18 protein-coding genes and 1 riboswitch are annotated in these 22,992 nt (G+C 65.0%); of the genes, 8 read left to right on the forward strand and 10 right to left on the reverse strand.

From position 1 onward, the window contains the following. Positions 1 to 100: 100 nt before the first annotated feature. Positions 101 to 296: riboswitch (cobalamin riboswitch) on the reverse strand. 250 nt (positions 297 to 546) lie between these two features. From J6525_RS24205 to J6525_RS24220, 4 genes are all read right to left on the reverse strand, one after another. After that, positions 547 to 1,476, reverse strand: a complete 930-nt coding sequence (locus tag J6525_RS24205) for a CobW family GTP-binding protein (RefSeq protein WP_225646582.1) — start codon at positions 1,474 to 1,476, stop codon at positions 547 to 549. Position 1,477: 1 nt separating this feature from the next. Then, positions 1,478 to 2,968 (reverse strand): amidohydrolase family protein, encoded by a 1,491-nt coding sequence (locus J6525_RS24210; protein WP_225646583.1) that lies wholly within the window; start codon positions 2,966 to 2,968, stop codon positions 1,478 to 1,480. Positions 2,969 to 3,121: 153 nt separating this feature from the next. Further along, positions 3,122 to 3,514: a hypothetical protein gene (locus J6525_RS24215; RefSeq protein WP_225646584.1), complete on the reverse strand. Its 393-nt coding sequence runs from the start codon at positions 3,512 to 3,514 to the stop codon at positions 3,122 to 3,124. A 152-nt stretch (positions 3,515 to 3,666) separates the two neighbouring features. Then, complete coding sequence (locus J6525_RS24220) at positions 3,667 to 5,523, reverse strand: ABC transporter ATP-binding protein/permease (RefSeq protein WP_225646585.1); 1,857 nt, start codon at positions 5,521 to 5,523, stop codon at positions 3,667 to 3,669. 194 nt (positions 5,524 to 5,717) lie between these two features. Here J6525_RS24220 and rpmE point away from each other — a divergent pair, with 194 nt between their 5' ends. Together rpmE and J6525_RS24230 are read left to right on the forward strand one after the other, a co-directional pair. After that, on the forward strand, positions 5,718 to 5,945 hold the full coding sequence (rpmE, locus tag J6525_RS24225) for a 50S ribosomal protein L31 (RefSeq protein ID WP_016845230.1): 228 nt from the start codon (positions 5,718 to 5,720) through the stop codon (positions 5,943 to 5,945). A gap of 329 nt (positions 5,946 to 6,274) precedes the next feature. Further along, entirely contained in the window at positions 6,275 to 6,781 is a 507-nt protein-coding gene (locus J6525_RS24230; RefSeq protein ID WP_225646617.1) for a LysR family transcriptional regulator substrate-binding protein, read from the forward strand. Positions 6,782 to 6,891: 110 nt separating this feature from the next. Here the strand turns inward: J6525_RS24230 and J6525_RS24235 are convergent, their stop codons facing one another. Further along, positions 6,892 to 7,194, reverse strand: a complete 303-nt coding sequence (locus J6525_RS24235; RefSeq protein ID WP_225646586.1) for a hypothetical protein — start codon at positions 7,192 to 7,194, stop codon at positions 6,892 to 6,894. 777 nt (positions 7,195 to 7,971) lie between these two features. Between J6525_RS24235 and J6525_RS24240 the strand changes: the two genes are divergently transcribed. After that, complete coding sequence (locus tag J6525_RS24240; protein ID WP_225646587.1) at positions 7,972 to 10,545, forward strand: MASE1 domain-containing protein; 2,574 nt, start codon at positions 7,972 to 7,974, stop codon at positions 10,543 to 10,545. 86 nt (positions 10,546 to 10,631) lie between these two features. On the opposite strand, the gene J6525_RS24245 is transcribed toward J6525_RS24240, so the two are convergent. Both J6525_RS24245 and J6525_RS24250 read right to left on the reverse strand, forming a co-directional pair. Continuing rightward, positions 10,632 to 11,249, reverse strand: coding sequence for a LysE family translocator (locus J6525_RS24245; RefSeq protein WP_225646588.1), 618 nt, complete (start codon positions 11,247 to 11,249; stop codon positions 10,632 to 10,634). A gap of 159 nt (positions 11,250 to 11,408) precedes the next feature. After that, positions 11,409 to 12,035, reverse strand: a complete 627-nt coding sequence (locus J6525_RS24250; protein WP_092080377.1) for an FMN-binding negative transcriptional regulator — start codon at positions 12,033 to 12,035, stop codon at positions 11,409 to 11,411. 98 nt (positions 12,036 to 12,133) lie between these two features. Here J6525_RS24250 and pdxR point away from each other — a divergent pair, with 98 nt between their 5' ends. After that, the gene (gene pdxR, locus J6525_RS24255) at positions 12,134 to 13,648 is read left to right on the forward strand and encodes a MocR-like pyridoxine biosynthesis transcription factor PdxR (RefSeq protein ID WP_225646589.1); all 1,515 of its coding nucleotides are present in this window, start codon (positions 12,134 to 12,136) and stop codon (positions 13,646 to 13,648) included. Between the two features lie 13 nt (positions 13,649 to 13,661). On the opposite strand, the gene rcdA is transcribed toward pdxR, so the two are convergent. Continuing rightward, the gene (gene rcdA, locus J6525_RS24260) at positions 13,662 to 14,174 is read right to left on the reverse strand and encodes a protease adaptor protein RcdA (RefSeq protein ID WP_092080371.1); all 513 of its coding nucleotides are present in this window, start codon (positions 14,172 to 14,174) and stop codon (positions 13,662 to 13,664) included. A 480-nt stretch (positions 14,175 to 14,654) separates the two neighbouring features. Then, entirely contained in the window at positions 14,655 to 14,846 is a 192-nt protein-coding gene (locus J6525_RS24265; RefSeq protein WP_016845225.1) for a DUF1192 domain-containing protein, read from the reverse strand. A 273-nt stretch (positions 14,847 to 15,119) separates the two neighbouring features. On the opposite strand from J6525_RS24265, the gene metG reads away from it, so the two are divergent. The 3 genes from metG (at position 15,120) to J6525_RS24280 (ending at position 20,864) form a co-directional block, all read left to right on the forward strand. Further along, positions 15,120 to 16,799 (forward strand): methionine--tRNA ligase, encoded by a 1,680-nt coding sequence (metG, locus tag J6525_RS24270; protein WP_225646590.1) that lies wholly within the window; start codon positions 15,120 to 15,122, stop codon positions 16,797 to 16,799. A gap of 69 nt (positions 16,800 to 16,868) precedes the next feature. Then, positions 16,869 to 17,867 carry an NAD(P)H-quinone oxidoreductase gene (locus tag J6525_RS24275; RefSeq protein WP_225646591.1) on the forward strand — a complete coding sequence of 333 codons (999 nt, stop codon included), beginning with the start codon at positions 16,869 to 16,871 and terminating at the stop codon, positions 17,865 to 17,867. Between the two features lie 120 nt (positions 17,868 to 17,987). Beyond that, positions 17,988 to 20,864, forward strand: coding sequence for an EAL domain-containing protein (locus tag J6525_RS24280; RefSeq protein ID WP_076827342.1), 2,877 nt, complete (start codon positions 17,988 to 17,990; stop codon positions 20,862 to 20,864). Between the two features lie 207 nt (positions 20,865 to 21,071). Here the strand turns inward: J6525_RS24280 and J6525_RS24285 are convergent, their stop codons facing one another. Next, positions 21,072 to 21,329 (reverse strand): DUF7662 domain-containing protein, encoded by a 258-nt coding sequence (locus tag J6525_RS24285; protein ID WP_092080361.1) that lies wholly within the window; start codon positions 21,327 to 21,329, stop codon positions 21,072 to 21,074. Between the two features lie 115 nt (positions 21,330 to 21,444). Between J6525_RS24285 and J6525_RS24290 the strand changes: the two genes are divergently transcribed. After that, positions 21,445 to 22,938: a sensor domain-containing diguanylate cyclase gene (locus J6525_RS24290; protein ID WP_225646592.1), complete on the forward strand. Its 1,494-nt coding sequence runs from the start codon at positions 21,445 to 21,447 to the stop codon at positions 22,936 to 22,938. Positions 22,939 to 22,992 lie beyond the last annotated feature (54 nt).

A 22,992-nucleotide genomic window follows, 5' to 3' on the forward strand; every position in this document is an offset into this window, starting at 1 on the left:
ACTCGCGGTAACGTGGCACGTCACCGCGAACGCGGACTGGCGCATTGCCCAAAAGGCAGTGCTCCGATCCCACCAGGACGCCCCCGCCCGATGTGCTCGCGTGTGACCACGACTGACGGCAGGTCTCCTGGCTCACGGGTCATCGCCTGTCGACGCCTTCCCGGGCCTGATGGCCCAGTGGCAAATTGACGAAAGGCTCGCCGTTTACAGTTGCGGGGACAGCTGCGGCATTGGGGTTACCCTCGCACCGCATTCCCTTTTGATCCCCGAAGGGAACCGTCGGCAAAAACGATAGGTGGTGCCGGCAGGGCTGTCAATTCGATGCGATTGTCGCACACATGCTTTGCGGGTAATGCTGCGGCGATGACACAGGCATCTGCGGATGACGTGGAGCTCCCTCTAATCCCGTCATCCTGAGGAGCCGCGCAGCGGCGTTTCGAAGGATCGACGGCCACCAGCCGGGCCGTGCATCCTTCGAGGCTCGCCCAGCGGCGCAATTGCGCCGCAAGGCTCGCACCTCAGGATGACGGGAAACGTAGGTTCGCGTCACTGAGCCTCGACGCATCCCTGCATCACCTCATCAATCTCCGCGCGCGACAGCGCACCCATCTCGGCGATGAACACGATGCGCGTGCGCGGCACGCCGGGCGACGGCACGCCGCCCGCAGCCAGGGTCGCGCGGCCGCCGGCGAGTTGAAACACGGTCAGCCGCCCGGGCTGCTCCACCGTCTCGAACAATCCCTTCGCCCGCGCCAGCTTCGAGGCCAGTCTGCCGATCGCCTGCTGCAAGCGCGGCAGCAAGACGGGCCGCTCCGAGGTCCAGCTCAGCGTCTCGAAGCGATCGGACGCCGGCCGTCGCGGCGCGGTCTCGCGCGGCGCCGGCACATGATCGAGGTCCGCTGGGAACAGCAGCGCGGCCGGCACCTCGCCATGCAAGGCATCAACCACCACGGCCGCCGGACGCGCCGCGCGCACGGCGTCGCGGATCGCGGCGCAGGTGGCGGCGTCAGTCAGATCGACCTTGCTCAGCGCCACCACGTCCGCCGCCCGGAGCTGCGAGCGCAGCAGCGCATCGTTCAGCTTCGCCGCAGGCTGCGTCGCGTCGACCACGCACAGCACGGTCTCCAGCGGCGCCTCCTTCCAGATCACGGGATCCATCAGGTTGCGCACGATGTCGGCGGGATCGGCGATCCCGCTGGTCTCGATCACGATGAATTCGGGACGCGGATCACGCCGCAGCAACGTGGCGAGCGTGCGCAGCAGGTCGCCCTCCAGCGTGCAGCAGATGCAGCCATTGCTCAGGCTGACCACGCCGTCGCTGGCGCCGGCGATCAGCTCGGCGTCGATATTGATCGCACCGAAATCGTTGACCACGGCGGCGATGCGCCGCCCTTGCGCATGCGCCAGCAGATGGTTCACGACCGTGGTCTTGCCCGCCCCGAGGAAGCCCGCGACCAGCAGGATCGGGACCGGCACCTCAGCCCCCCGTGATAGGCCGGCGCACCGGCCGGCCGGGACGCGCCGCGACATCGAGCACACCATCGCTGATCAGCGGCTGGCCGCTGACCACGAGATGCCGCACGCCCTCCGCCGGACGATTCATCGCCGAGAAGGTCGCGCGATCGCTCAGCGTCTCGTAGTCGAACACTACAACATCGGCGTCGGCGCCGACCTGCAGCCGGCCCTTGGCCCGCATCGCTGGCGTGCTCGCCGACAGGATCTCGGCCGGGATCAGCGCGCATTTGCGGATGCCCTCGAGCAGCGACACCTTCTTGCGCTCGCGCACCCATTCGCGGATGAAGCGGGTGAAGCAGCCCGCCGAGCGCGGATGCGAGGTGGCATCGTCCGGCAGCGGCCACGCGTCGCCGCTGTAGGGACGGCCGTCCGACAGCGTCCACGGCATCGCGTCGGAGGCGATTGCGCCGCCCGGATACAGCACCGCCATGTCGAGCAGATCGCGATGATGCGCGTTGTTCTCGATGTCGAGCACATGCCACAGTACCAAGGTCGAGGGCTCTTCGGCCTGTGCCGCAAGCAGCTCCTCGCGGCTGCCGAAACGGTGACCGTCGGTCACGCGCTGCACCGAATCATAACCGAGGCCGTTGCGCTCCTCGAATTTCGGATCGCTGAAGAAGGTCGCCGCCAGCACGGTCGAGCCGGTGCCGTAGGGATAGGCCTCCACCGTGATCGGCAGGCCCTGCGCCTGCGCTTTCGCGATCAGCCCAACACAGCGTTCGATATCGGTCTTGCTCGACGAGTTGAAGTGGCAGATGTGCATATGCGCGCCGGTGGCGCCCGCGTAGCCGATCAGGCGGATATAGGCCTCGGCCGCGCTCTCGGGATCGATCCGCGACATGTAGGCGACGTGGGTAAAGGTCGGCACCGCATGATCCGCCGCGAGCTGGCACACCGCGGTCAATTCCTGCACGCCGGCACCCGGCGCATAGGCGTTGAGAATGCCGATGCCGATACCGCCCTCGTTCAGGCCGATCGCGAGGCGCTCCAGGATGCCGCCGACCTCGCCTTCGGTCGCCACGTTTTCGATCCAGCGGCGATCGCGCATCGCGGCACCAAACGATTCCAGCGAGCTTTCCGAATTCGAACCGGTCATCGCGCCGATGCGCGCGAAGGCCCAGTTGGCGGCGGCGCCGTAGTTCAGCACCCTGCCCTTCTCGGCCTGGCGCTTGTACCAGGATGCGACCGGCAACACGCCGGCCTCGAGGTCGAGCGAGGTCGTCACCCCGTCGAACGCCTGCATGCGGTCGGCCGGAATGGTCTGGCCATGCGCGTGCAGGTCGATGAAGCCCGGCGCCACCACGAGCCCGGTCGCGTCGATCTGCCGTTCGGAACCGCCGAGGCCGGTGCCGACCGCGGCGATCTTGCCGTCGACGACGGCGACATCGCCGATCGCGTCCATCCCGCTGGCCGGATCCACCACCCGGCCGCCGCTGATCACCAAGCCACCCATCTCGCCACTCCCCGCATTCCGAAACCGACCGGTCTCCTGTCGAGCACAGAGAAGCGCATCGCACTGATCGCAGCAAGCCGGCCAGGGTTGTGGCGACATGCTGTGACGGAATATCCGCCGCGCCGTGATGGCGATTGCAGAGTGACGCCCTTCCTACGTTCCGGTTGCACGCCGCGACGGCAGCCCGCGCCAGAGATCGGCGCCGGGCTTCACGCGGCTCGCCACGAGTTTCGGCGGCGTGCGGTCCCTGGCGATCGCCGCTTCGACCGCACGCTTGAGCCTGACATTGTCGATCTGCGCCAGGAACCGCCGGATGACGGCATCCTGATCCGCGCCCTGACCGGAGATCGCCGCGCACAGCTCCGCGGTCGTCCTGCGGAAGAAGTGGAAGGCGTCATCGGCCGCGCCGCCCAGCCGGTCGACCTCGCCGGCCACACCGAGCGCGTGCATCCGATCGTCGTCGTCGAGCGTCACTGCGAAGCGCAGCACGGCAAGCTGCCAGGCACGGAGCAGCTTGCTCTCCGGTTCGGTCGCATTCTCGCGCATCAGTCGAACACCCCGCGCGCCTGACTTCCTTCGGCTGTCGAGGGAGGTCGGGCGCGGCGCGACTATCCTTGCGCGGGAATAGGTTTTCGAGGGGAGCGCGCGCCCGATTGCATAGGAATCGCATAGGCGGAGCGCGCCGAGCCCCAATTCTTTCAGATCCCCTCGAATTGCAGCCGGGCCAGCCGGGCATAGAGGCCGCCCGCGGCGACCAGTTCGGCGTGGGTGCCCTGCTCGACGATCCTGCCCTGGTCCATCACCAGGATGCGGTCGCACGACAAGACGGTCGCCAGCCGATGCGCGATCACCAGCGTGGTGCGGTGGCGCATCAGTTCCTCCAGCGCTGTCTGCACCAGCGTCTCGCTCTCGGCGTCCAGCGCCGAGGTCGCCTCGTCGAGCAGCAGCAGCGGCGCATCGCGCAGGATCGCGCGCGCGATCGCAATGCGCTGGCGCTGGCCGCCTGACAGCGTCACGCCACGCTCGCCAAGCTGGGCGTCGAAGCCTTCGGGCAGGCGGCGCAGGAATTCGGTGGCATGGGCGAGATCGGCGGCACGCTCGACCTCGGCGTCGGTCGCATCGGGCCGGCCGAACCGGATGTTCTCGCGGGCGCTGGCGGCGAACACCACGGAATCCTGCGGCACCAGCGCGATGCGCGCGCGCACCTCGGCCGGATCGGCCTGTCGGATCGGCACGCCGTCGAGCGAGATGCTGCCCGATTTCGGATCGTAGAAGCGCAGCAGCAGATGGAACAGCGTACTCTTGCCGGCGCCGGACGGGCCGACGATCGCGACCTTCTCACCTGACCGGACCGAGAGCGACACTTCATCGACCGCAAGCGCGTTGGGCCGGGTCGGATAGGCGAAGCTGACATCGTCGAAGCCGACATCGCCGCGTGCCGGCTGCGGCAGCGCGCGCGGCGAAGCGGGCGCCGCGATCTGCGGCCTGACGCGCAAGATCTCGAACAGCCGCTCGGCGGCGCCCGATGCGGCCGACACCTCGCCCCAGACCTCGCTGAGCTGGCCGAGGCCGCTCGCGGCGAACGCCGTGTAGAGAATGAACTGGCCGAGCCGGCCCGGACTGATGGTCCCGACCAGCACATCGTGCGAGCCGACCCAGAGGATCACGACGACGCTGGCGAACACGATGAAGATGACGATCAGCGTCAGCACCGCGCGCGCCTTGGTCGAGCTGCGCGCGGCTTGATAGGCCTGCTCGACCTCGCCGGCAAAGCGCGTCCTGGCGAGCCGTTCGCCGGTATAGGCCTGCACGGTGCGGATCGCGTTGACCAGTTCGGAGGCATAGGCGCTGGCATCGGCCAGCGTATCCTGGGCGGTGCGCGACAGCCGCCGCACCCAGCGGCCGAACGCCACCAGCGGAATCACGATGATCGGGATCGCGAGCAGCACGAAGCCGGACAGCCGCGGGCTGGTGATCACCATCATCGCGGCGGCGCCGAAGAACAGCATCAGATTGCGCAGCGCAATCGACACCGACGCGCCGACCGCGGACTTGATCTGCGTGGTGTCGGCGGTGAGCCGCGACACCAATTCGCCTGATCGCGCGGAATCGAAGAACGAGGGCGACAGCGAAATCAGATGCGCGAACACGTCGCGCCGGAGATCGGCGACAATGCGCTCGCCGATCGTCATCACGAGGTAATAGCGCGAGGCGCTGGCACAGGCGAGCACCGCGACGACCGCGATCATCACGCTGAAATAGCTGTTGATCATTGCGATGCCTTCGGGCGTGAAGCCCATGTCGATCATCCGCCGCACCGCGACCGGCACGATCAGCGTGGTGATCGCCGCAATCGTCAGCGAGATCAGCGCGAGGATCGCCCGGCCCTTGTAGCGCGCCACGTAGGGCGCGAGCGCAAGCAACGGCCGCAACCGGGCACGGCTCTTCGCCGGCTCCGTGATCTGGCTCTCGATGAAGGCTTCCTCATCGAGCAACGCGTCGCGCGGAGGCTGCGGGGCGCCGCGCGGGGTCTCAAGCTGTTCGGCTACGCTCATCAATCTAGACCGGTTCTATCGCCCCCCACATAGGCCCGCCGACCCCCGGCTGGCAAATCCGGTAAAGTCCCAATCCGGTGATGGGCTTAGGCCCTTTCTTGGCTTGTTTTGGCGGGCTCCATGGGTTATAGACCCGCGCAAATCCCGTATTCCAGACATCTTGAGACGGGCGCCGGCGCGCCGAAGGAACTGTCATGAAAGCCGATATTCATCCGAATTATCATACGATTAAGGTCGTCATGACCGACGGCACCGAGTACCTGACCCGCTCGACCTGGGGCAAGGAAGGCGACACGCTGAACCTCGACATCGACCCCAAGTCGCACCCGGCCTGGACCGGCGGCACCCAGCAGCTGATGGACCGCGGCGGCCGCGTCTCGCGCTTCCAGAAGAAGTTTTCGGGCTTCCTCAAGAAGGACTAAAGTCCGCTTCGGGATCGCCCTGGCGACCACACGCAAAACGCCCCCGTCTCGGGGGCGTTTTTGTTTTTTGGGGGCCGCTCCGGACCGGCGGGCTGAACGGGCCCGCGATTCTCCCGATGCGTCGTCCTGGCAAAGGCCAGGACGACAGCGAATGTGTGGCACGGCATCCATCCACAATCGTCGTCCCTGCCTAGTGCGCAATTGCGCACGGGAGCAGGGACCCATAACCACAGGGTTGTGTGTTGAAGAGGGCTGCGGCCCCAGCGTCGCGCAACTACTGTCATTTGTGGTTATGGGTCCCGGGTCAAGCCCGGGACGATACTGAATGTGTGGCTCGACTTTTGGGTCATACATCTGCAAGCAAGCATGGATGGGCGACTTCTGCTGCGGTTTCGCCGCGGCATGGCTTCGCAAGCATGCGGAAGCTGGAGATTGCCGAACTCGCCGAAGAGTCACTGCTGCTCCTGCGGCAGGACTTCGCATCTCGCGGCTGGTTCGATGCCGCCTGCAACGTCGCACACATCAGGCCACGCGTGATCCTCGAAAGCGCAGCGCCTCACACCCTGCTCGCGCTGGCAAAAGGCGGCAACGATGTCGCCATCGTGCCGTCGAATGTCCAGATCCCGTCCGCGGGCGTCCGCGCCTTTCCGCTGATTCACAGGGGCGCCTCGATCGGGCGATGGACTGCCGTGGCTTGGGATCCGCAGCGCTTTCTGGCCCCTTATGCCAAATCCTTTATCGACGAACTCGTCGCCTATTGCGGCCAGCACTATCCGGGACGCGAGTTTGCCAAGCGCGTCTCCCCTCTACCGAGGCCGGAAGAAACAAAGGCGTAGCCGCCTTGCGGGAATTGCTGCGGATGGCCTGCTTCCGGGACCCGCCACGACGGCTCAATCACGAACAGGAAATGGTAGCTCGCGCCGTCGCGCGAATTCCGACGGCGAACCTAGCGTGGACGCTTCGGTCGCTTGAGTTCGGCGACCTTGAACTTCCCCGCGGCCTGCAGGCTGCTGCAAAGCCACCAGGCCCTGTTTCGGTACTCGCCCAGGAACCATTTGGTCTCGACGCAATCGACATAGGATTTGTAGGTGAGGTTGTCCCGGCACGTCGACGAGAACGGTCCGTGGGTTTGTCCGCCCGTCGACTCGCTACACCCGACCCAAGGATCCTTGCCATGCGGGAGGCTCGATTCGCAGCCACCGTTGCAATTGCTGGCGACTTTCTCCAGCGCGGCAATCCTGCCCAGCACTGAATCCGGCGCCGGCTGACGGAGCTCGAGCGGTTGACGACGACGTCTGGGTGGTTCTCGATCTCCGGTGAGATGCCCCCGTGGTCACCACCTGCGTCGGACGATTTGGCCTTGCCACCGGCTTCGGCGCCTCGACCGTGATGGAGGGAAGCGGCTTGGCGGGGTCTGTTTGCGACGCTGCCGGGCCGCACAGCCAGACAGTTGACAACACGGCGACGGCTGAAGGCGCGACAAGGCTCGACGGCAATCTCATGACATAGCCCTCCCAAATCCGGGACGGAAATGCGTCCCGGCGGGCGCACGGTACCATACATCCCGATTTTGACTACCTAGGGTTGATGAAACTCCAGCTGGTGTTTCGACATCGACATGACGGCGAGAGAACGCCGACCGCTCGCACCGTTCCGGCGTCTGCTCCCGGCCCATAGCTGCGTTCGAACGGCTCTTGCCGATATTCGCCTTTGACCCGGAGCAGTTAGTTGAACGACACCGACACGCGGTGGGATCGGATCAATTTTGCAGGCCCACGCCGTTAGGTCAGCGGTTCTGCCCCATGGTCTCTTGTTCAGAAGTTGCTGGCGCCCTCTACTCTCGATCCAGCGGCCATGCTTTGGTCAAAACTGCGTTGAGTGTTTGGCAGGGTCATCGACTTGGAGAAAATACGATCGCCCTCCTTCGGGTGACATGGAACCGGGTGCCAGGTCGTTCCCTACCGCATTCTTGAGGTGCCCACCGCAAAGGCTTGTGATGGAACGGGCAAGGTTCGATAAGGCCGGGATGTTCGCTTTTGGCGATGCTCGGAGCGCTGTGACCTACTCGGTCGAACTTTTTATCGTCACCGCGATCTACGGGAGCCTTGCGGCCTCCGCACATTTGCTTCCCGCTATCAATCCGACCGCGACGCCGCTGTGGCCGCCAACCGGGGTTGCGCTCGCGCTAATGCTGCTGCGTGGCTACCGGATCTGGCCCGCGATCCTGGTGGGCGCCGTCGCGCCTTACCTGATAACCGACCGATCGCTCCTGGAGTTTGCCGCCGCCGGGATCGGCACGCTCCTTGCTGCACTGGCCGGGACATGGCTGATCGGACGCTGGTCGAACGGTTGCCAGACGTTTGCCACACCATCCGGTGTCGCAAAGTTCGCAGGTATCTCCTTTGCGCCGACCGCGATGATCAGTTCATTCACCGCCCTGGCCGGATCCATCTTCGTCAACGAACCGAGCTTTCCCGATTCCGTCGCCGCGGGGTTGACCTGGTGGCTTGCCGACGCAGCCGCGACCCTGGTGATTGCTCCGGTCATCGTGCTCTGGGCGATGATGCCCTTACGGATTTCCTCCAGGTGGGATCTGTTGGAATCGATCGCAGTTATCGCTCTCGCTGGTCTCATTGGGATCGTAGCCTACAGCCCGCTCATCGGCAGTGACCTCGTCAGCGACGATCTCAACGTGCCGTTGCCGCATCGCAGCCTGCTGGGTTTTCTGGCCTTGCTCCCGTTGATCTGGACTGGTCTGCGCGGCAATCGATGCACCGCGGCTACAGCTGCGCTCATTTTTACCGGAATGGCAGTCTGGGGGTTCGCGTTCGGTCATGATCCATTTCCGAAAACGGATCCGAACGGAGCGTTGTTGTCACTGCTCGTGCTTTCGATCAGCGTAGCGGCGCCCCCTCTTGCCCTGGCTGCGGCAATTGCCACGCGTCAGACCACGGAAGCCCATCTGCTTTCCGTGCAGGACCAACTGAACGGTCAACTTGAACGGAACGCTTCGGCGCTCGACAGCATCAGACGGCACTTCCAAACCCTTATTGAAGGCGTCGTCGACTATGCGATTTTTGCGCTCGATAGAGAAGGACACGTTACGAGTTGGAATAGCACCGCTCAAAAAATCATCGGCTACACCTCGGAAGAAATCATCGGCAAGCATTTTGGAATATTTTATCGGCCGGATGAACGCCGCGCGGGTTCGCCAACACACGCGCTGGAAACGGCAATCGAAAGAGGCAAGTACGACGTAGAGGGTTGGCGCATCAGAAAGAATGGTACGCCGTTCTTTATCACGGGCTCGGTCTCGTCGAGCCATGATGACTCAGGAAATCTGATCGGCTTCATCAGTATTCTGCGGGACGCAACCGAGCGACGCGACGCGGAGGAGAAGCTGGTTCAGGCACGCGAACAGCTCGCGATGTCGCAGAAAATGGAGGCAATCGGCAAGCTGACCGGCGGGATTGCACACGACTTCAACAATCTATTGATGATCATCGGAGGCAGTGCCCAGATCTTCACTCGCCTGCTTGATCCAAAACTGCCCAAGGCAATTGAAGCCATACAGACCGCGGCCAAACGCGGCGAAAGCCTCACACGCCAATTGTTGACATTCTCTCGTCATCAGCATCTCAGCCCGACGGTCGTCGATCTGAATGCGTCCATCAAGAACATGCGGACCATGATCGAGAGCTCGCTGCGCGGGAACATCGTGTACAATGAGAACGTCGGCGAGGGCGTAGCATCGGTCAAGGTGGACCTCGCCGAGCTGGAACTTGCGATCGTCAACATCGCCGTTAATGCGCGCGATGCAATGCCAAGCGGCGGCACGTTCACCTTATCCGTCCATGCGGTGACTGCGAACCAGGAAACCGGCGGCGATCGCCGCGCAAAGGCTTTCTTTGCGATCGCGCTTGGCGATACCGGCACCGGCATTCCGCCAAACCTGCTGTCCAAGATGTTCGACCCGTTCTTCACGACCAAAGAGGTCGGCAAGGGTACCGGGCTCGGCTTGTCCCAAGTCTATGGTTTCGCGCACCAGGCCGGCGGAACGGTGACGGCGGACAGCAAGGTTGGACAGGGAACAACGATTACAATCTACTTGCCGTCCTGCGCGGACGAGCAGACCACCAGTAAAGAGCTGGCCGCTGCCAGAACAAGAGCAAGGCAGCCGCAGCGGCAGACGGTTCTCGTTGTCGACGACAGCCCCGAAGTGGCGGATGTGACTTCCTCGCTGTTCGAGCATCTGGGTTATGACACGATCTATCGAGATTCGGCCGAAGCGGCGCTGAAATTGCTCGACGCCGGTACAAAGATCGATCTCGTCTTCAGCGATATCGTCATGCCCGGGACCATCGATGGCGTCGGGCTCGCGAGAGAAGTCCGGTCGCGATACCCCGGTTTGCCGATCGCCCTTACAACCGGCTACAGCGATGCCGCAAAAGCAGCTCCGCCAAGTCTAAAAATACTCCGCAAGCCGTTCGATACAGACGCACTGAGAGATTTTATCCACGATCTTGCGCCGCCGCGACCGACGCGATCATCCGGCGCGCCCATGACGTCGAATACGACTGAAGCCTCGCGCAGAAATTGACCGGTCGCGCCATTGCAGAAGCAGCTCGTCGCGCAGCTTGGCGAAGCGTTGATCCGCACCATCGCCGCTGATGGACATGACTGCTTCTAGCGATCCTGGAAGGCCAGCCGCGCACCGAGCGCGACCAGGATGCTGCCGCCGATCCGCTGCATGATGCGCCGCGACCTCTTCGAGCGCTGCAGCTTCGACATCACGGCGCTGGCGAAGAACACGCAGACGATATCGACCGCCGAGAAGGTCAGATTGACTGTCGTGCCGAGCAGAAACAGCTGGGCCCAGACCGGCAGGCTGGCCGACGCATCGACGAATTGCGGCAGGAACGCCAGGAAGAAGATCGCCGTCTTCGGATTGAGCACCTCGACGACGATGCTTTGCGCGAAGGCGCGCTCCACGGAGAGCGGCGCAAGTGTGGGGCGCTTTGCATTGTCGCGGTCGCGGAACAGCGACAGCCCGAGCCAGACCAGATAGGCCGCACCGGCAAGCTTCATCGCCATGAACAACGGCGGCACCGCATGAAACAGCAGCGCGAGGCCGGCCGCCGCGGCGACGACATGGACATAGCCGCCGAGATGCAGCCCGAGCGAGGCCATCAGCCCCGCGCGCCGGCCGCCTGCCAGCGTGCGCGCCGCGGCGTACAGCATGGCGGGACCCGGAATCAGCGCGAAGGTCGCGGTCGTGATCGCGAAGGCAAAGTACAATTCCATGTGTGGGCGTCAATCTCTGAAGGGGTTGAGCGGGCGCAACTTCCTCCGCCGTCATTGCGAGCGAAGCGAAGCAATCCATCTGCCCGCATATGCCGATAGATGGATTGCTTCGTCGCTATCGCTCCTCGCAATGACGGTCTGGAATTTGTTCAAGGCGTCTCAGCTCGCCGGAATCATTGCCGCGACCTCGCGATCAGTCGGATTGTCGCTGGCCTCAAGCCCCGCGATCACGCCGGCGCGATCCTCGAGCTTGCGGTTCTGGCTCATCTTCTTCTTGGCATCGATCCGCGTGATTGGCATTCGGAAGCCGACGATGCCGCGCAGCTGCGCCGTGATGAAATCATCGGGCGCATCGTTGACCTGCCAGGCCTCCTTGCGCGAACTCTCGTGCAACTGAGTCAGCCGGGTCACGATATCGAGCAAACGATCGGCATCCTCGAAGAACTCGGCCGAGCCATAGGCGTGCACGGCGACGTAATTCCAGGTCGGCACCACCTTGCCGTGCTCGGCCTTGGTCACATACCAGGACGGCGTCACGTAGGCGTCGGGGCCCATGAAGATCGCCATCGCCTCGCCCACGGCAGGCAGCTTCCACTGCGGATTGGGCCGCGCGACGTGACCGTACAGCGTGCCGTACTCGCCCTCGTTCACGTTGAGGATCAGCGGCAGCGGCGTTCCGATCAGACCGTCGGCGGTCGCGGTGACCAACGTCGCAAGCTTCGAGGCCCGCATTGCGGCGTGGATCGGACCGAGCTCATCGATCTTGAAATGCGGCGGCAGGTACATGGCGGACCTCTTGGCAGACCTCATCAATTGCTGCTCGCACCATAGCGCCGAAGTGGCCTATGATAAGAGCCACTTTCGATCATATTGAGTGGTCCACTATGCCCCGCCTGCGCGCCACGATCAGCATCCCCTCACTCGGCGCGATCGACCGCGCCGCCGGACAGGTCGGACGGCAGATCGCGCAAGCCCTGCGTGCCGCGATCGCCAACGGCGAACTGAAGGCCGGAGAGTATCTGCCGTCGACGCGCTCGCTTTCGGCCTCGCTCGGCGTCGCGCGCGGCACGGTGACGGAGGCCTTCGAGCAATTGCAGGCCGAGGGCTATCTGGAATCGCAGGTCGGTGCCGGCACCCGCGTCGCGCCGACGCTTGCCGAGCAGGCACGGCCCGTCGTGGTCACTCGCAAGCCGAACAAATCAGTGCCGATCCGGTTGCCGCCGCGCGCGGCGCGGCTCGCCAAGGTGGCGGCGGCCTTCACGCCGATGCCGGAGGTCCCGTTTGCGATCGCGGTCCCTGGCGGCGCGGTCGCGCCCGACGACCATTGGCGCCGCCTCGGCAACCGCGTACGCGCATCGCGCGCGGCGGCACCTGCGAGCTATGGCGATCCGCGCGGCCTGATCGAGCTGCGGCAGGCGATCGCCGACTATGTGCGCAAATCCCGCGCGGTGCATTGCGAGCCCGAGCAGGTCGTGATCACGGCCGGCACCCAGCAAGGCCTCTATCTCGCCGGCCGCGTGCTGCTGTCGTCAGGCGATCGTGTCTGGGCCGAGGATCCCGCCTATCCCGGCATGACCGCCGTGCTCGACGATCTCGATCTCTTCACCACGCGCGTTGGCGTCGATGCGCAAGGCATCGACGTCGATGCCGCGATCGCCGCGTGCCCGCACGCACGCGCGGCCTTCGTGACGCCGTCGCATCAATATCCGCTGGGCATGCCGATGAGCATGGCCCGCCGCAATGCGCTGGTGGCGTGGGCGCAACGAAGCAATGCCTGGATCGTCGAGGATGATTACGACAGCGAGCTGCGCTATGCCGGGCATCCGTTCCCGTCGATGCAGGGCCTCGCCCCATCGCAGGTGATTTATCTGGGCACGCTGAGCAAGGTGCTGTTTCCCTCGCTGCGGCTCGGCTACATCGTGGCGCCTTCGCCGCTGATCGACGCCTTCGCCGGCGCGCGGGCGCTGCTCGACCGGCATTCGCCGACCACCGATCAGCATGTGCTGGCGGCCTATATGCGCGAGGGGCTGTTCGAGGCGCATATCAGGCGCATCCGCGGCGTCTACGCCGCACGGCGTGCGACGCTGATCACTGCGCTGACGCGTCACATGCCTGGTGACGTCACGCTGCAGCCGAGCGACCAGGGCATGCATCTGTTGTTGTGGCTGCCCCACGGCGTCGACGATGTGCAACTGGCAAAATCAGCGCTTGCCGCCGGCATCGTCGTGCGGCCGATTTCGCCGATGTACAAGGCCGCACCGCGCGCCGGCCTGATGCTCGGCTTCGGCGGGTTCGAACCGGAGGAGCTGGAGGCGGCGGCGATCAGGCTACGACGCGCAATCGATCAGCACACGTCGCCGCGGCGGACCAGGCCACGCCGCGCGGACGCGTCACATTGATTTGCGGCCCGGATTACTGCTCGAACGCCGCCTTGAGGCGGTTGAGCTGCGGCACCAGCGGGTTGCCGATCGTCGAGCGATCCGGCGCCGGCGCGTGGATCGTGGTGTCGAGGCGGCGGACGCGCGCCTGCAGATCCATCGAACGGGCGATCAGCTGCTGCAATTGCTCGGGCAGCTTGGTCACCATGTCGGCCGAGCCGGGATCGGCGGCCGACAGCTTCACCTTGGTCTTTTCGCGATTGGCCTGGGTCAGCGTCATCTCGCCTTCCTTGACCGCGCGATGCAGCAGCAGCCAGGAGGCGAGCTGCATCAGCCGTGTGGTCAGGCGCATGCTTTCGGTGGCATAGGTCAGGCTCACGGACCGTTCGAGCGCCTTGGCCTCGGCACGTCCGTCGCCGTCGAGATAGGCGGCGGTCTGCTCGACCAGGTCCATGCCTTCCCGGAACAGCACGCCGAATGCCGCAGAATTGGTCAGCCGTTCACTGAACAGCACAAGCCCGGCTTCGCTCTGGGAACGATCGGCCATGGTTAACGCCCTCACACCGTAACGCCCGCTGGCATCTGACGCGCCAGCTTATGATGAACAAATCATTGCGCGGGCGCGCCGAAGAGTCCAGCCGCAACCGGATTTATGGTTTCCAGCCGCTAGGACGCACAAAAAAGAGCCGCCGTTTCCGGCGGCTTTGAAGTTGATAACAGGGAGGCGTCAAACAGAGTGGACAGGAGCCACTCGGTGTCCAAACGAGGACAATGCAGTCATAATCGAGAAAGCTTAACCGATCGTAAATGAACGGATTTCTTGACACTTTGTTTGCCATGTCGGCCATTGACCTAGTTTGGGACAAGCCTCTTCTTCCCCTTGAAAGTGGGAAGGTCGGGATGGGGTCAACCGCAGGCGACGGCGTATGTGGAGAGAGCTGATCCCCACCCGCTTTGCTCTGGCGAGCAAAGCGACCTCCCATTTTCAAGGGGAGGTGGAGCAGCGTAGCCCGAGTGATATGGCGACCTACGACTTGAAGAACGCGTTGGCGGCGTCCTTCGACGCGCGCTTCTTCGTCATCGCCTCCTTCAGGCGATCGACCTCGGCGTTGAGCAGCGCGATGCGTTCGGTCAATTCCTCGACCGACAGCAGCGAGAGATCCTGTCCGATCTCGTGGCTGATTTTCTTCCGCGGCCGGTCCTCATCCTCAATCGGCATGTGTCTTCCCCGCGATGCTGATCTGGCGCCCTGCGCCCAGCGATGATAGATATCCGTCGAGAGGAGAATTTTGCAGTGACTTTCGTGTGCGCGCAACATCTGACGCGAATGCCCCGGCCCGACCGCAAGGAGTCTGACCGGACGGGATAGTTGCGCGCCTGCGCGCGAGGCATGAGCCGACCCCAAGCCCTTCCGATCATGCGGGAGGGCTTTTTGATTTTCCGCTTTGATTCTTGCGGGGTCGGCATCACCGAACGCGAAAGACCTTAACCCATGACCAAGATTCTCATCACCAGCGCGCTGCCCTACGTCAACGGCGTCAAGCATCTCGGCAATCTCGTCGGCTCGCTGCTGCCCGCCGACGTCCACGCCCGCTTCCGCCGGCAGATCGGCTGCGACGTGCTGTTCATCTGCGCGACCGACGAGCACGGCACGCCGGCGGAGCTCGGCGCCATCGAGGCCGGACAGGATGTCCGGGCGTTCTGCGACGCACAGCACGCCGTCCAGGCCGACATCTACCGGCGCTTCGGCCTGTCCTTCGATCATTTCGGCCGCACCAGCTCGCCGTACAACCATGCGCTGACGCAGCACTTCTATCGCCGGCTCAATGACGCCGGGCTGATCGAAGCACGCACCTCCCGACAGGTGTTCTCGCCGGCCGACCGGCGCTTCCTGCCAGACCGCTACGTGCTCGGCACCTGTCCGCATTGTGGCGACGCCGGCGCGCGCGGCGATCAATGCGACCATTGCGGCACGCTGCTCGACCCGCCGGACCTCATCGATCCCCGCTCCGCGCTATCAGGCGACCGCGCGCTCGAGATCCTCGACAGCCGTCATCTGTATCTGCGCCAGTCGCAGCTGGTCGACAGCATCGGCGCATGGATCGACAGCCGCACCGGATGGCCGCCCTTCGTGGTGTCGACCGCAAAGGGCTGGCTCAATGCGGAGCTGCGCGATCGCTGCATCACGCGCGATCTCGCCTGGGGCATCGCGGTGCCGCGCGACGGCTTCGACGGCAAGGTGTTCTATGTCTGGTTCGACGCGCCGATCGGCTACATCGCGGCGACGCAGGAATGGGCCGACGCCGCGCCGGGCCGCGACTGGCGGCACTGGTGGTGGCAGGCCGATGACGTCAGCTACATCCAGTTTCTCGGCAAGGACAACATCCCGTTCCACACCGTGAGCTTTCCGGCGACGCTGATCGGCTCGGGTGAACCGTGGAAGACCGCCGATGTGATCAAGGGATTCCACTGGCTGAATTACGAGGGCGGCAAGTTCTCGACCAGCAGGAAGCGCGGCATCTTCACCGATGCGGCGCTGGCGGAATTGCCTGCCGATCTCTGGCGCTGGTGGCTGATCGCCAACGCGCCGGAGAGCGCCGACACCGATTTTGGCGTCGCCAGATTCGTCGCCGACGTGAACAAGGATCTCGCCGATGTCTTCGGCAATCTCGCCAACCGCATCATCAGCTTCGCGCATCGCGCCTTCGACGGCCGCATCCCGGATGGTGGCGCTCCCGGCGATGCCGAGCGACAACTCGCGCTTGAACTAGAGCAGCGCATCGCAGCGCTGCACCGCCATCACACGGCGCTGGAATTTCGCGCAGCGGCGGCCACGACCCGCGCGATCTGGGACACCGCGAACGCTTATCTGCAACACGCGGCACCCTGGACAGCGATCAAGTCCGATCCGGCACGCGCGGCAGTCATCACCCGCACCGGGCTCAATCTTGTCGCGCTCAGCGCCACGCTGGCGTGGAGCATCGTGCCTCACCTCGCGGCGCGCGTGCTCGGCGCGCTCGGTCAGAGCGATGCCGTACCGCGCTGGCCCACTGGCCCACTCGTTCCGCTGCTCGATCGTGGCGCGGGCACGCCGGTCGCAAGGCTCGGCCCGCTGGTCGAGAAAATCACGCCTGAGAGAGCCAGCCAGCTCACGGCGCGGTTCGGGGCTTAATGGCGTTTCGCTTCGGTGGAAAAGGCGGTATGCCATCCGCCAATCCTCTCCACTGACCAGGGACCAGCCATGCCAAATCTGCCCGCGCAAATGACCGTCGTTGCCATCAGCAAGCCGGGTGGCCCTGAGGTGCTGGTGCCGGAGACCCGCGCGGTGCCGGTGCCGAAGGCCGGCGAGATTTTGGTCAAGGTCGCGGCCGCCGGCGTCAATCGCCCCGACGTCGCGCAGCGCTCCGGCTCCTATCCGCCGCCGCCCGGCGCCAGCGACCTGCCCGGCCTCGAAATCGCGGGCGAAGTGGTCGCGCTCGGCGAAGGCGCAAAGCACAAGATCGGCGACAAGGTGATGTCGCTGGTCGCCGGCGGCGGCTATGCGCAATATTGCGTCGCGCAGGACGCGCAGGCGATGACCGTGCCGCCCTCGCTGTCGATGCAGGAAGCCGGCGCGATTCCGGAAACGCTGATGACGGTGTGGCACAATGTGTTCGAGCGCGGCGCACTCCAGGCCGGGGAGACGCTGTTGATCCACGGCGGCTCGTCGGGCATCGGCACGATGGCGATCCAGCTTGCCAAGGCGTTCGGCGCCAAGGTAATCGTCACCGTCGGCTCGCAGGACAAGGCCGATGCCTGCCTCAAGCTCGGCGCCGATCACGCGGTGAATTACAAGACCGAGGATTTCGTCGAAGCCGTGAAGAAGACCACCGGCGGCAACGGCGCCAATGTCATCCTCGATATGGTGGGCGGCGATTATATCGACCGGAACTATGACGCCGCCGCGGTCGAGGGCCGCATCGTCCAGATCGCGTTCCTGTCGGGAACACCGAAGGCCACGGCCAATTTCGCCAAGCTGATGGTCAAGCGGCTGCACCACACCGGCTCGACCCTGCGCCCCCGTAGTAATGCGGACAAGGCGGCGATGGTCGCCGCGATCGAGGCAAAGGTGCTGCCCTTGCTGCGCGAAGGCCGCGTCAAACCGCTGATGGACAGCACATTCCCGCTGGAAAAAGCCGCCGACGCGCACCGGCGCATGGAGACCAGCGAACATATTGGCAAAATTGTGTTGGCGGTTTAACCCTCGCGACGGAAGCAGGGGCGGAAACCCTTTGATTCCCTTCGCTTTCGTGTCATTTATCGCGCCACCGCCGGGCCGGTCGCCGGGTCCGGTCAGTTTGTCGATCGCGGAGTACTGACATTGCGTCTGATCAGGTGCCTTGCGCTGCTCGCGCTGGGCCTCATGATGTTTGCCGCCGCGCCTGCCGCGTATGCGATCGACGCGGTCAGCGTGCGCAGCGATGCGCCGGCGATCGATTTGACGGCGGTTCTCGACCATCAGCGAAGTGAAGCCGACCGCATCCAGGTCTCCACCGCACCCGGAACCGACGGCATCGTGCGCCGCATCGAGGTTCGCGCCCGCGAAGGCGGCCAAAACTGGGTGGTGTTCGCGCTCGCCAACAACACCGACGACCAGCTCGACCGCCTGATCGTTGCGCCGCACTACCGCATCGTGTCGTCCGGCCTGCTGTGGCCCGACCTCGGCCTGTCGCGCATCGCCACCATCACGCCGTCGGTCGGCGATCGTCCGGAGCGGCAGGAGAGCCCGACCGCCGACGTGTTCCGCATCACGCTCGATCCCGGCGCCGTCGTCACCTATGTCGCGGAACTGCGCACCGACAAGCTGCCGCAACTCTATCTGTGGGAACCCGACGCCTACAAGGACAAGGTCAACTCGTTCACGCTGTACCAGGGCATCGTGATCGGCATCTCGGGCCTGCTCGCGCTCGTGCTCACGATCTTGTTTGTGGTCAAGGGCAGCATCATGTTCCCGGCCGCCGCGGCGCTGGCCTGGGCGGTGCTGGTCTATATCGGCGTCGACTTCGGCTTCTGGGGCAAGGTGCTCGACATGTCGAACAACGCCGAGCGCGTCTGGCGCGCGGCGGGCGAGGCGATCCTCGCTGCGACACTGCTGGTGTTCCTGTTCGCCTATCTGAATTTGAGCAGATGGCACGTCCGCTACTCGCACATCACGATCGGCTGGCTGGTCTTCCTCGGCTCGCTGGTCGCGCTGGCGCTGTTCGATCCCGCGGTCGCATCCGGCATCGCGCGCATGTCGCTGGTGATGATCGCCTTCGCCGGCTTCGCGCTGATCGTCTATCTCTCGACCCACGGCTTCGACCGCGCGGTGCTGTTGATCCCGACCTGGTTCCTGCTGGTGGTCTGGGTGGTCGCGGCCGGCATGACGGTCGCAGGCTCCGTCACCAACGACATCGTCGGCCCGGCGCTGCTCGGCGGCCTGGTGCTGATCGTGATGCTGATCGGATTCACGGTGATGCAGCACGCCTTCGCCGGCGGCGGCGCCACCACCGGCGTCGTCTCCGATGTCGAGCGCCGCGCGCTGGCGCTGACCGGCTCCGGCGACCTGATCTGGGACTGGGACGTGTCCGCCGACAAGGTGTTCACCAGCCCCGAGACCGAAGCCCTGCTCGGCCTCAAGCGCGGCACGCTTGAAGGCCCGGCGGCGAAATGGCTCGAGGTGCTGCACCCGCTCGACCAGGACCGCTTCCGCGCCGCGCTCGACAGCGTGCTCGACCAGCGCCGCGGCCGCCTGGTGCAGGATTTCCGGCTGCGTACGCCCGACGGCCACTTCATGTGGTTCGCGCTGAAAGCGCGGCCGGTGGTCGGCTCCGACGGCGAGGTCTCGCGCGTGGTCGGCACCCTCACTGATGTCACCGAGTTCAAGAACTCCGAAGAGCGGATGCTGCATGACTCCGTCCATGACAACCTGACCGGCCTGCCGAACCGCCGGCTGTTCATGGATCGCCTCGGCGCGGTGGCGAATCTCGCCAAGACCATGCCGAACCTGCGGCCGACCTTGATGGTGATCGACCTCGACCGCTTCAAGCAGGTCAACGATTCCGTCGGGATCGCGGTCGGCGATTCCATTTTGCTGACGCTGGCGCGGCGGCTGACCCGCATCCTCAAGCCGCAGGACACGCTGGCCCGCATGGCCGGCGACCAGTTCGGCCTGATCCTGCTGTCGGAGCAGGACCCGGCACGGATCACCAATTTCGCCGAGACCATCCGCAAGACCATCCGCGCGCCGATCGCGTTCAACGACCGCGAGATCTTCCTGACCGCCTCGATCGGGCTTGCGCTGTCCGACCCGGCGGCACCGCTGACCGACGAGATCATCAAGGACGCCGAGCTTGCGATGTATCATTCCAAGCGGATCGGCGGCGACCGCATCGACGTCTACAAGCCGGCGATGCGGGCGCGCAAGACCGACCGCCTGACGCTGGAGAGCGACCTGCGCCGCGCCATCGAGCGGCAGGAGATCACGATCCTGTACCAGCCGATCGTGCGGCTGGAGGATCGCGCGATCGCCGGCTTCGAGGCGCTGGCGCGCTGGGATCATCCCAAGCTCGGCCGGATGTCACCGTCGGAGTTCATCAACGTCGCCGAGGAGACCGGCCTGATCGTCGATCTCGGCATGTTCGTGATGGACCAGACCGCGCGCCAGCTCGCGGTGTGGCAGCGCGCGATGCGCGCCCGCGAGCCGATCTTCGCCTCGGTCAACGTGTCGTCGCGGCAGCTGCTGCGCCACGATCTGATCCACGATATCCGCACCGTGCTGTCGCGCTCCTCGGTGGCGCGTGGCACGCTGAAGCTGGAGCTGACGGAATCGCTGGTCATGGAGAACCCGGAGCACGCCGCCCAGATGCTGGCGCGGATCCGCGAGCTCGGCACCGGGCTGTCACTCGACGATTTCGGCACTGGCCACTCCTCGCTATCCTATTTGCAGCGCTTCCCGTTCGACACCATCAAGATCGACCAGTCCTTCGTCCGCACCACCAGCCGCGGCACCCGCCCGGTGATCCTGAAATCGATCATCGCGCTGGCGCACGATCTCGGGATGGAGGTGGTGGCGGAAGGCGCCGAGACGGATTCGGATGCCGTCGAGCTCTACCAGCTCGGCTGCGAATACGCCCAGGGCTTTGCCTTCGGCGAGCCGATGGACGCGGATGCGGCGACCCGGCTCCTCACCGAGGAACGGCTGGAAGCCGCGAGCTAAGTTCGGTCAAGTAAGTTAGCATCGTCTTGCTGCGGACTAGCTGCACCTCTCCCGCTTGCGGGGGAGGTCGCTGCGCGTAGCGCAGCGGGTGGGGGCTCTCTCCATGGAACGACTCGCGGAGAGAGCCCCCACCCCAGCCCTCCCCCGCAAGCGGGAGAGGGAGCGCACCTTCTCCGCGATAACTGTCCGACCTTACAGGATCGCGCCTTAGCGCGGCTTGGGCGTGCGCTTGAACTTGACGCTCTTGCCGTCGGCCTGGCGGGTGGCGATGTAGCCGGCCTCGAGGCAGGCCTCGCGCTGCGGCATCTTCTCCTGCGGGCTGCGCAACGTCTCCCACCACGACGCCCGATGCGCGGCGCGCGGCAGCGCTGCATCGATGATCGCCTCGATCTCCTCGAAGGTCAGCACGAATTCGGGCAGATGCTGCTTCTTCAGATAATCCCGCAATGCGTCGTAGTCGTTCACAACGTCCTCGATGACAAAAGTCCGGCAACCACCCGTTAACCCATTCGGCGGCCGCTGTCGCCATTTAAGGCGACAACAAGATTTCCCGTTGCATGACGGCGCATTGGAGCGGGACATGCCATTTCGACGGGGAAACGACCCAAGGCGGCGCTGGCGGCTATCGGCAAAGCTGCTGATCGCGGCGTCGGTTGCGACCGTCCTCGGCTTTTCCGCGGTCTGCGCCGGCGTGATGTTCGACATGCGCCGCGGCGAGGAGCAACTGGCCCGCCGCACCCTGGAGAATCTGGCGTCGGGCATCGAGGCCGACATCAGCCGCAACATCGAGCTCTACGACCTGTCGCTGCGCGCGGTCGCCAGCAATCTCGAGATGCCGGAGATCCGTAATATCAGCAAGGAACTGCGCCAGCTGATCCTGTTCGATCACGCCGCGACCGCAAAGCATTTCGGCGCGATCCAGGTGTTCGACACCAAGGGCAATTTGACCATCGACGCGGCGAGCCTCGATCCGCGGCCGGAGAACCGCAGCGACGAGGAGTATTTCACGGTCCAGCGCGACAATCCCGATGCCGGCCTTTACATCAGCCGGCCGATGCTGCATCGCGGCGCCTATGCCATCGTGCTGAGCCGGCGCATCGTCGACGACGAGGGCCGCTTCCTCGGCGTCGTGGTCGGCTCGATCCGCTTCAGCTATTTCCACGATCTGTTCGGGCGGCTGAACCTCATGCCGGGCGACACCATCACCGTGCTGCGCAACGACCGCACCATCATCATGCGGACGCCGTTCGATCTCGACGTGATCGGCAAGAACCTCGCGGAGCAGCTGGACTGGAAGGCCGAGAACCTGAAGGTGGGCGGCGCCTTCTCAGGCAAGGGCCCGGTCGACGACATACCGCGGCTCTATGTCAGGCGCAGCAGCTCCGGGCCGCTTTACGTGGTGGTCGGCAAGCCGCTCGAAGCCGTCTTCAACCTCTGGCGCACCGAGGCCATTCGCATCGGCGCGATCATGGCGTTTCTGATCCTGTTCGTGCTCAGCGCAACGCTGGTGCTCGCCCGCGAGATCGTTCGCCGCGCCGACGCCGAGGACAAGCTCGAGGAGATGGCGACCACCGACGCCCTCACCGGCCTGAAGAACCGGCGCAAGTTCGACGGCGAGATCGAGCGCGAATGGCGCCGTGCCGGCCGCTACGGCCAGCCGGTCGCGCTCTTGATGATCGATGCCGATCATTTCAAGGCCTACAACGACACCTATGGGCATCAGGCCGGCGACCAGGTGCTGGTCGGGATCGCGATCTGCATTTCGGACGCGGTGCGCCGCGCCGGCGATTGCCCGGCTCGTTTCGGCGGCGAGGAGTTCGCCGTGCTGCTGCCCAACATGACCGCGCTCGAGGCCTTCAACCTGGCCGAGACCATCCGCCGCAAGGTCCAGCAATGGTGCGCGGGCGAACTGATCACGACAGTCAGCATCGGCGTCGCCAGCATGCGGCCGACCGCGGGCCAGCAATGGTCCGATCTGATCGAGGCCGCCGACAAGGCGCTCTACGCCGCCAAGGCCAACGGCCGCAACCAGTCGGTGCTCGCAACCGTGCCGAAGATCGCGCTGGTGGCGTAGGATCGGAGTCGGCAGCGAAGACACTGGCCGCACGTCCAATCAAAGTTCGTCGCG

It is taken from the genome of Bradyrhizobium australafricanum, from assembly GCF_020329495.1.
Lineage (GTDB): Bacteria > Pseudomonadota > Alphaproteobacteria > Rhizobiales > Xanthobacteraceae > Bradyrhizobium > Bradyrhizobium australafricanum.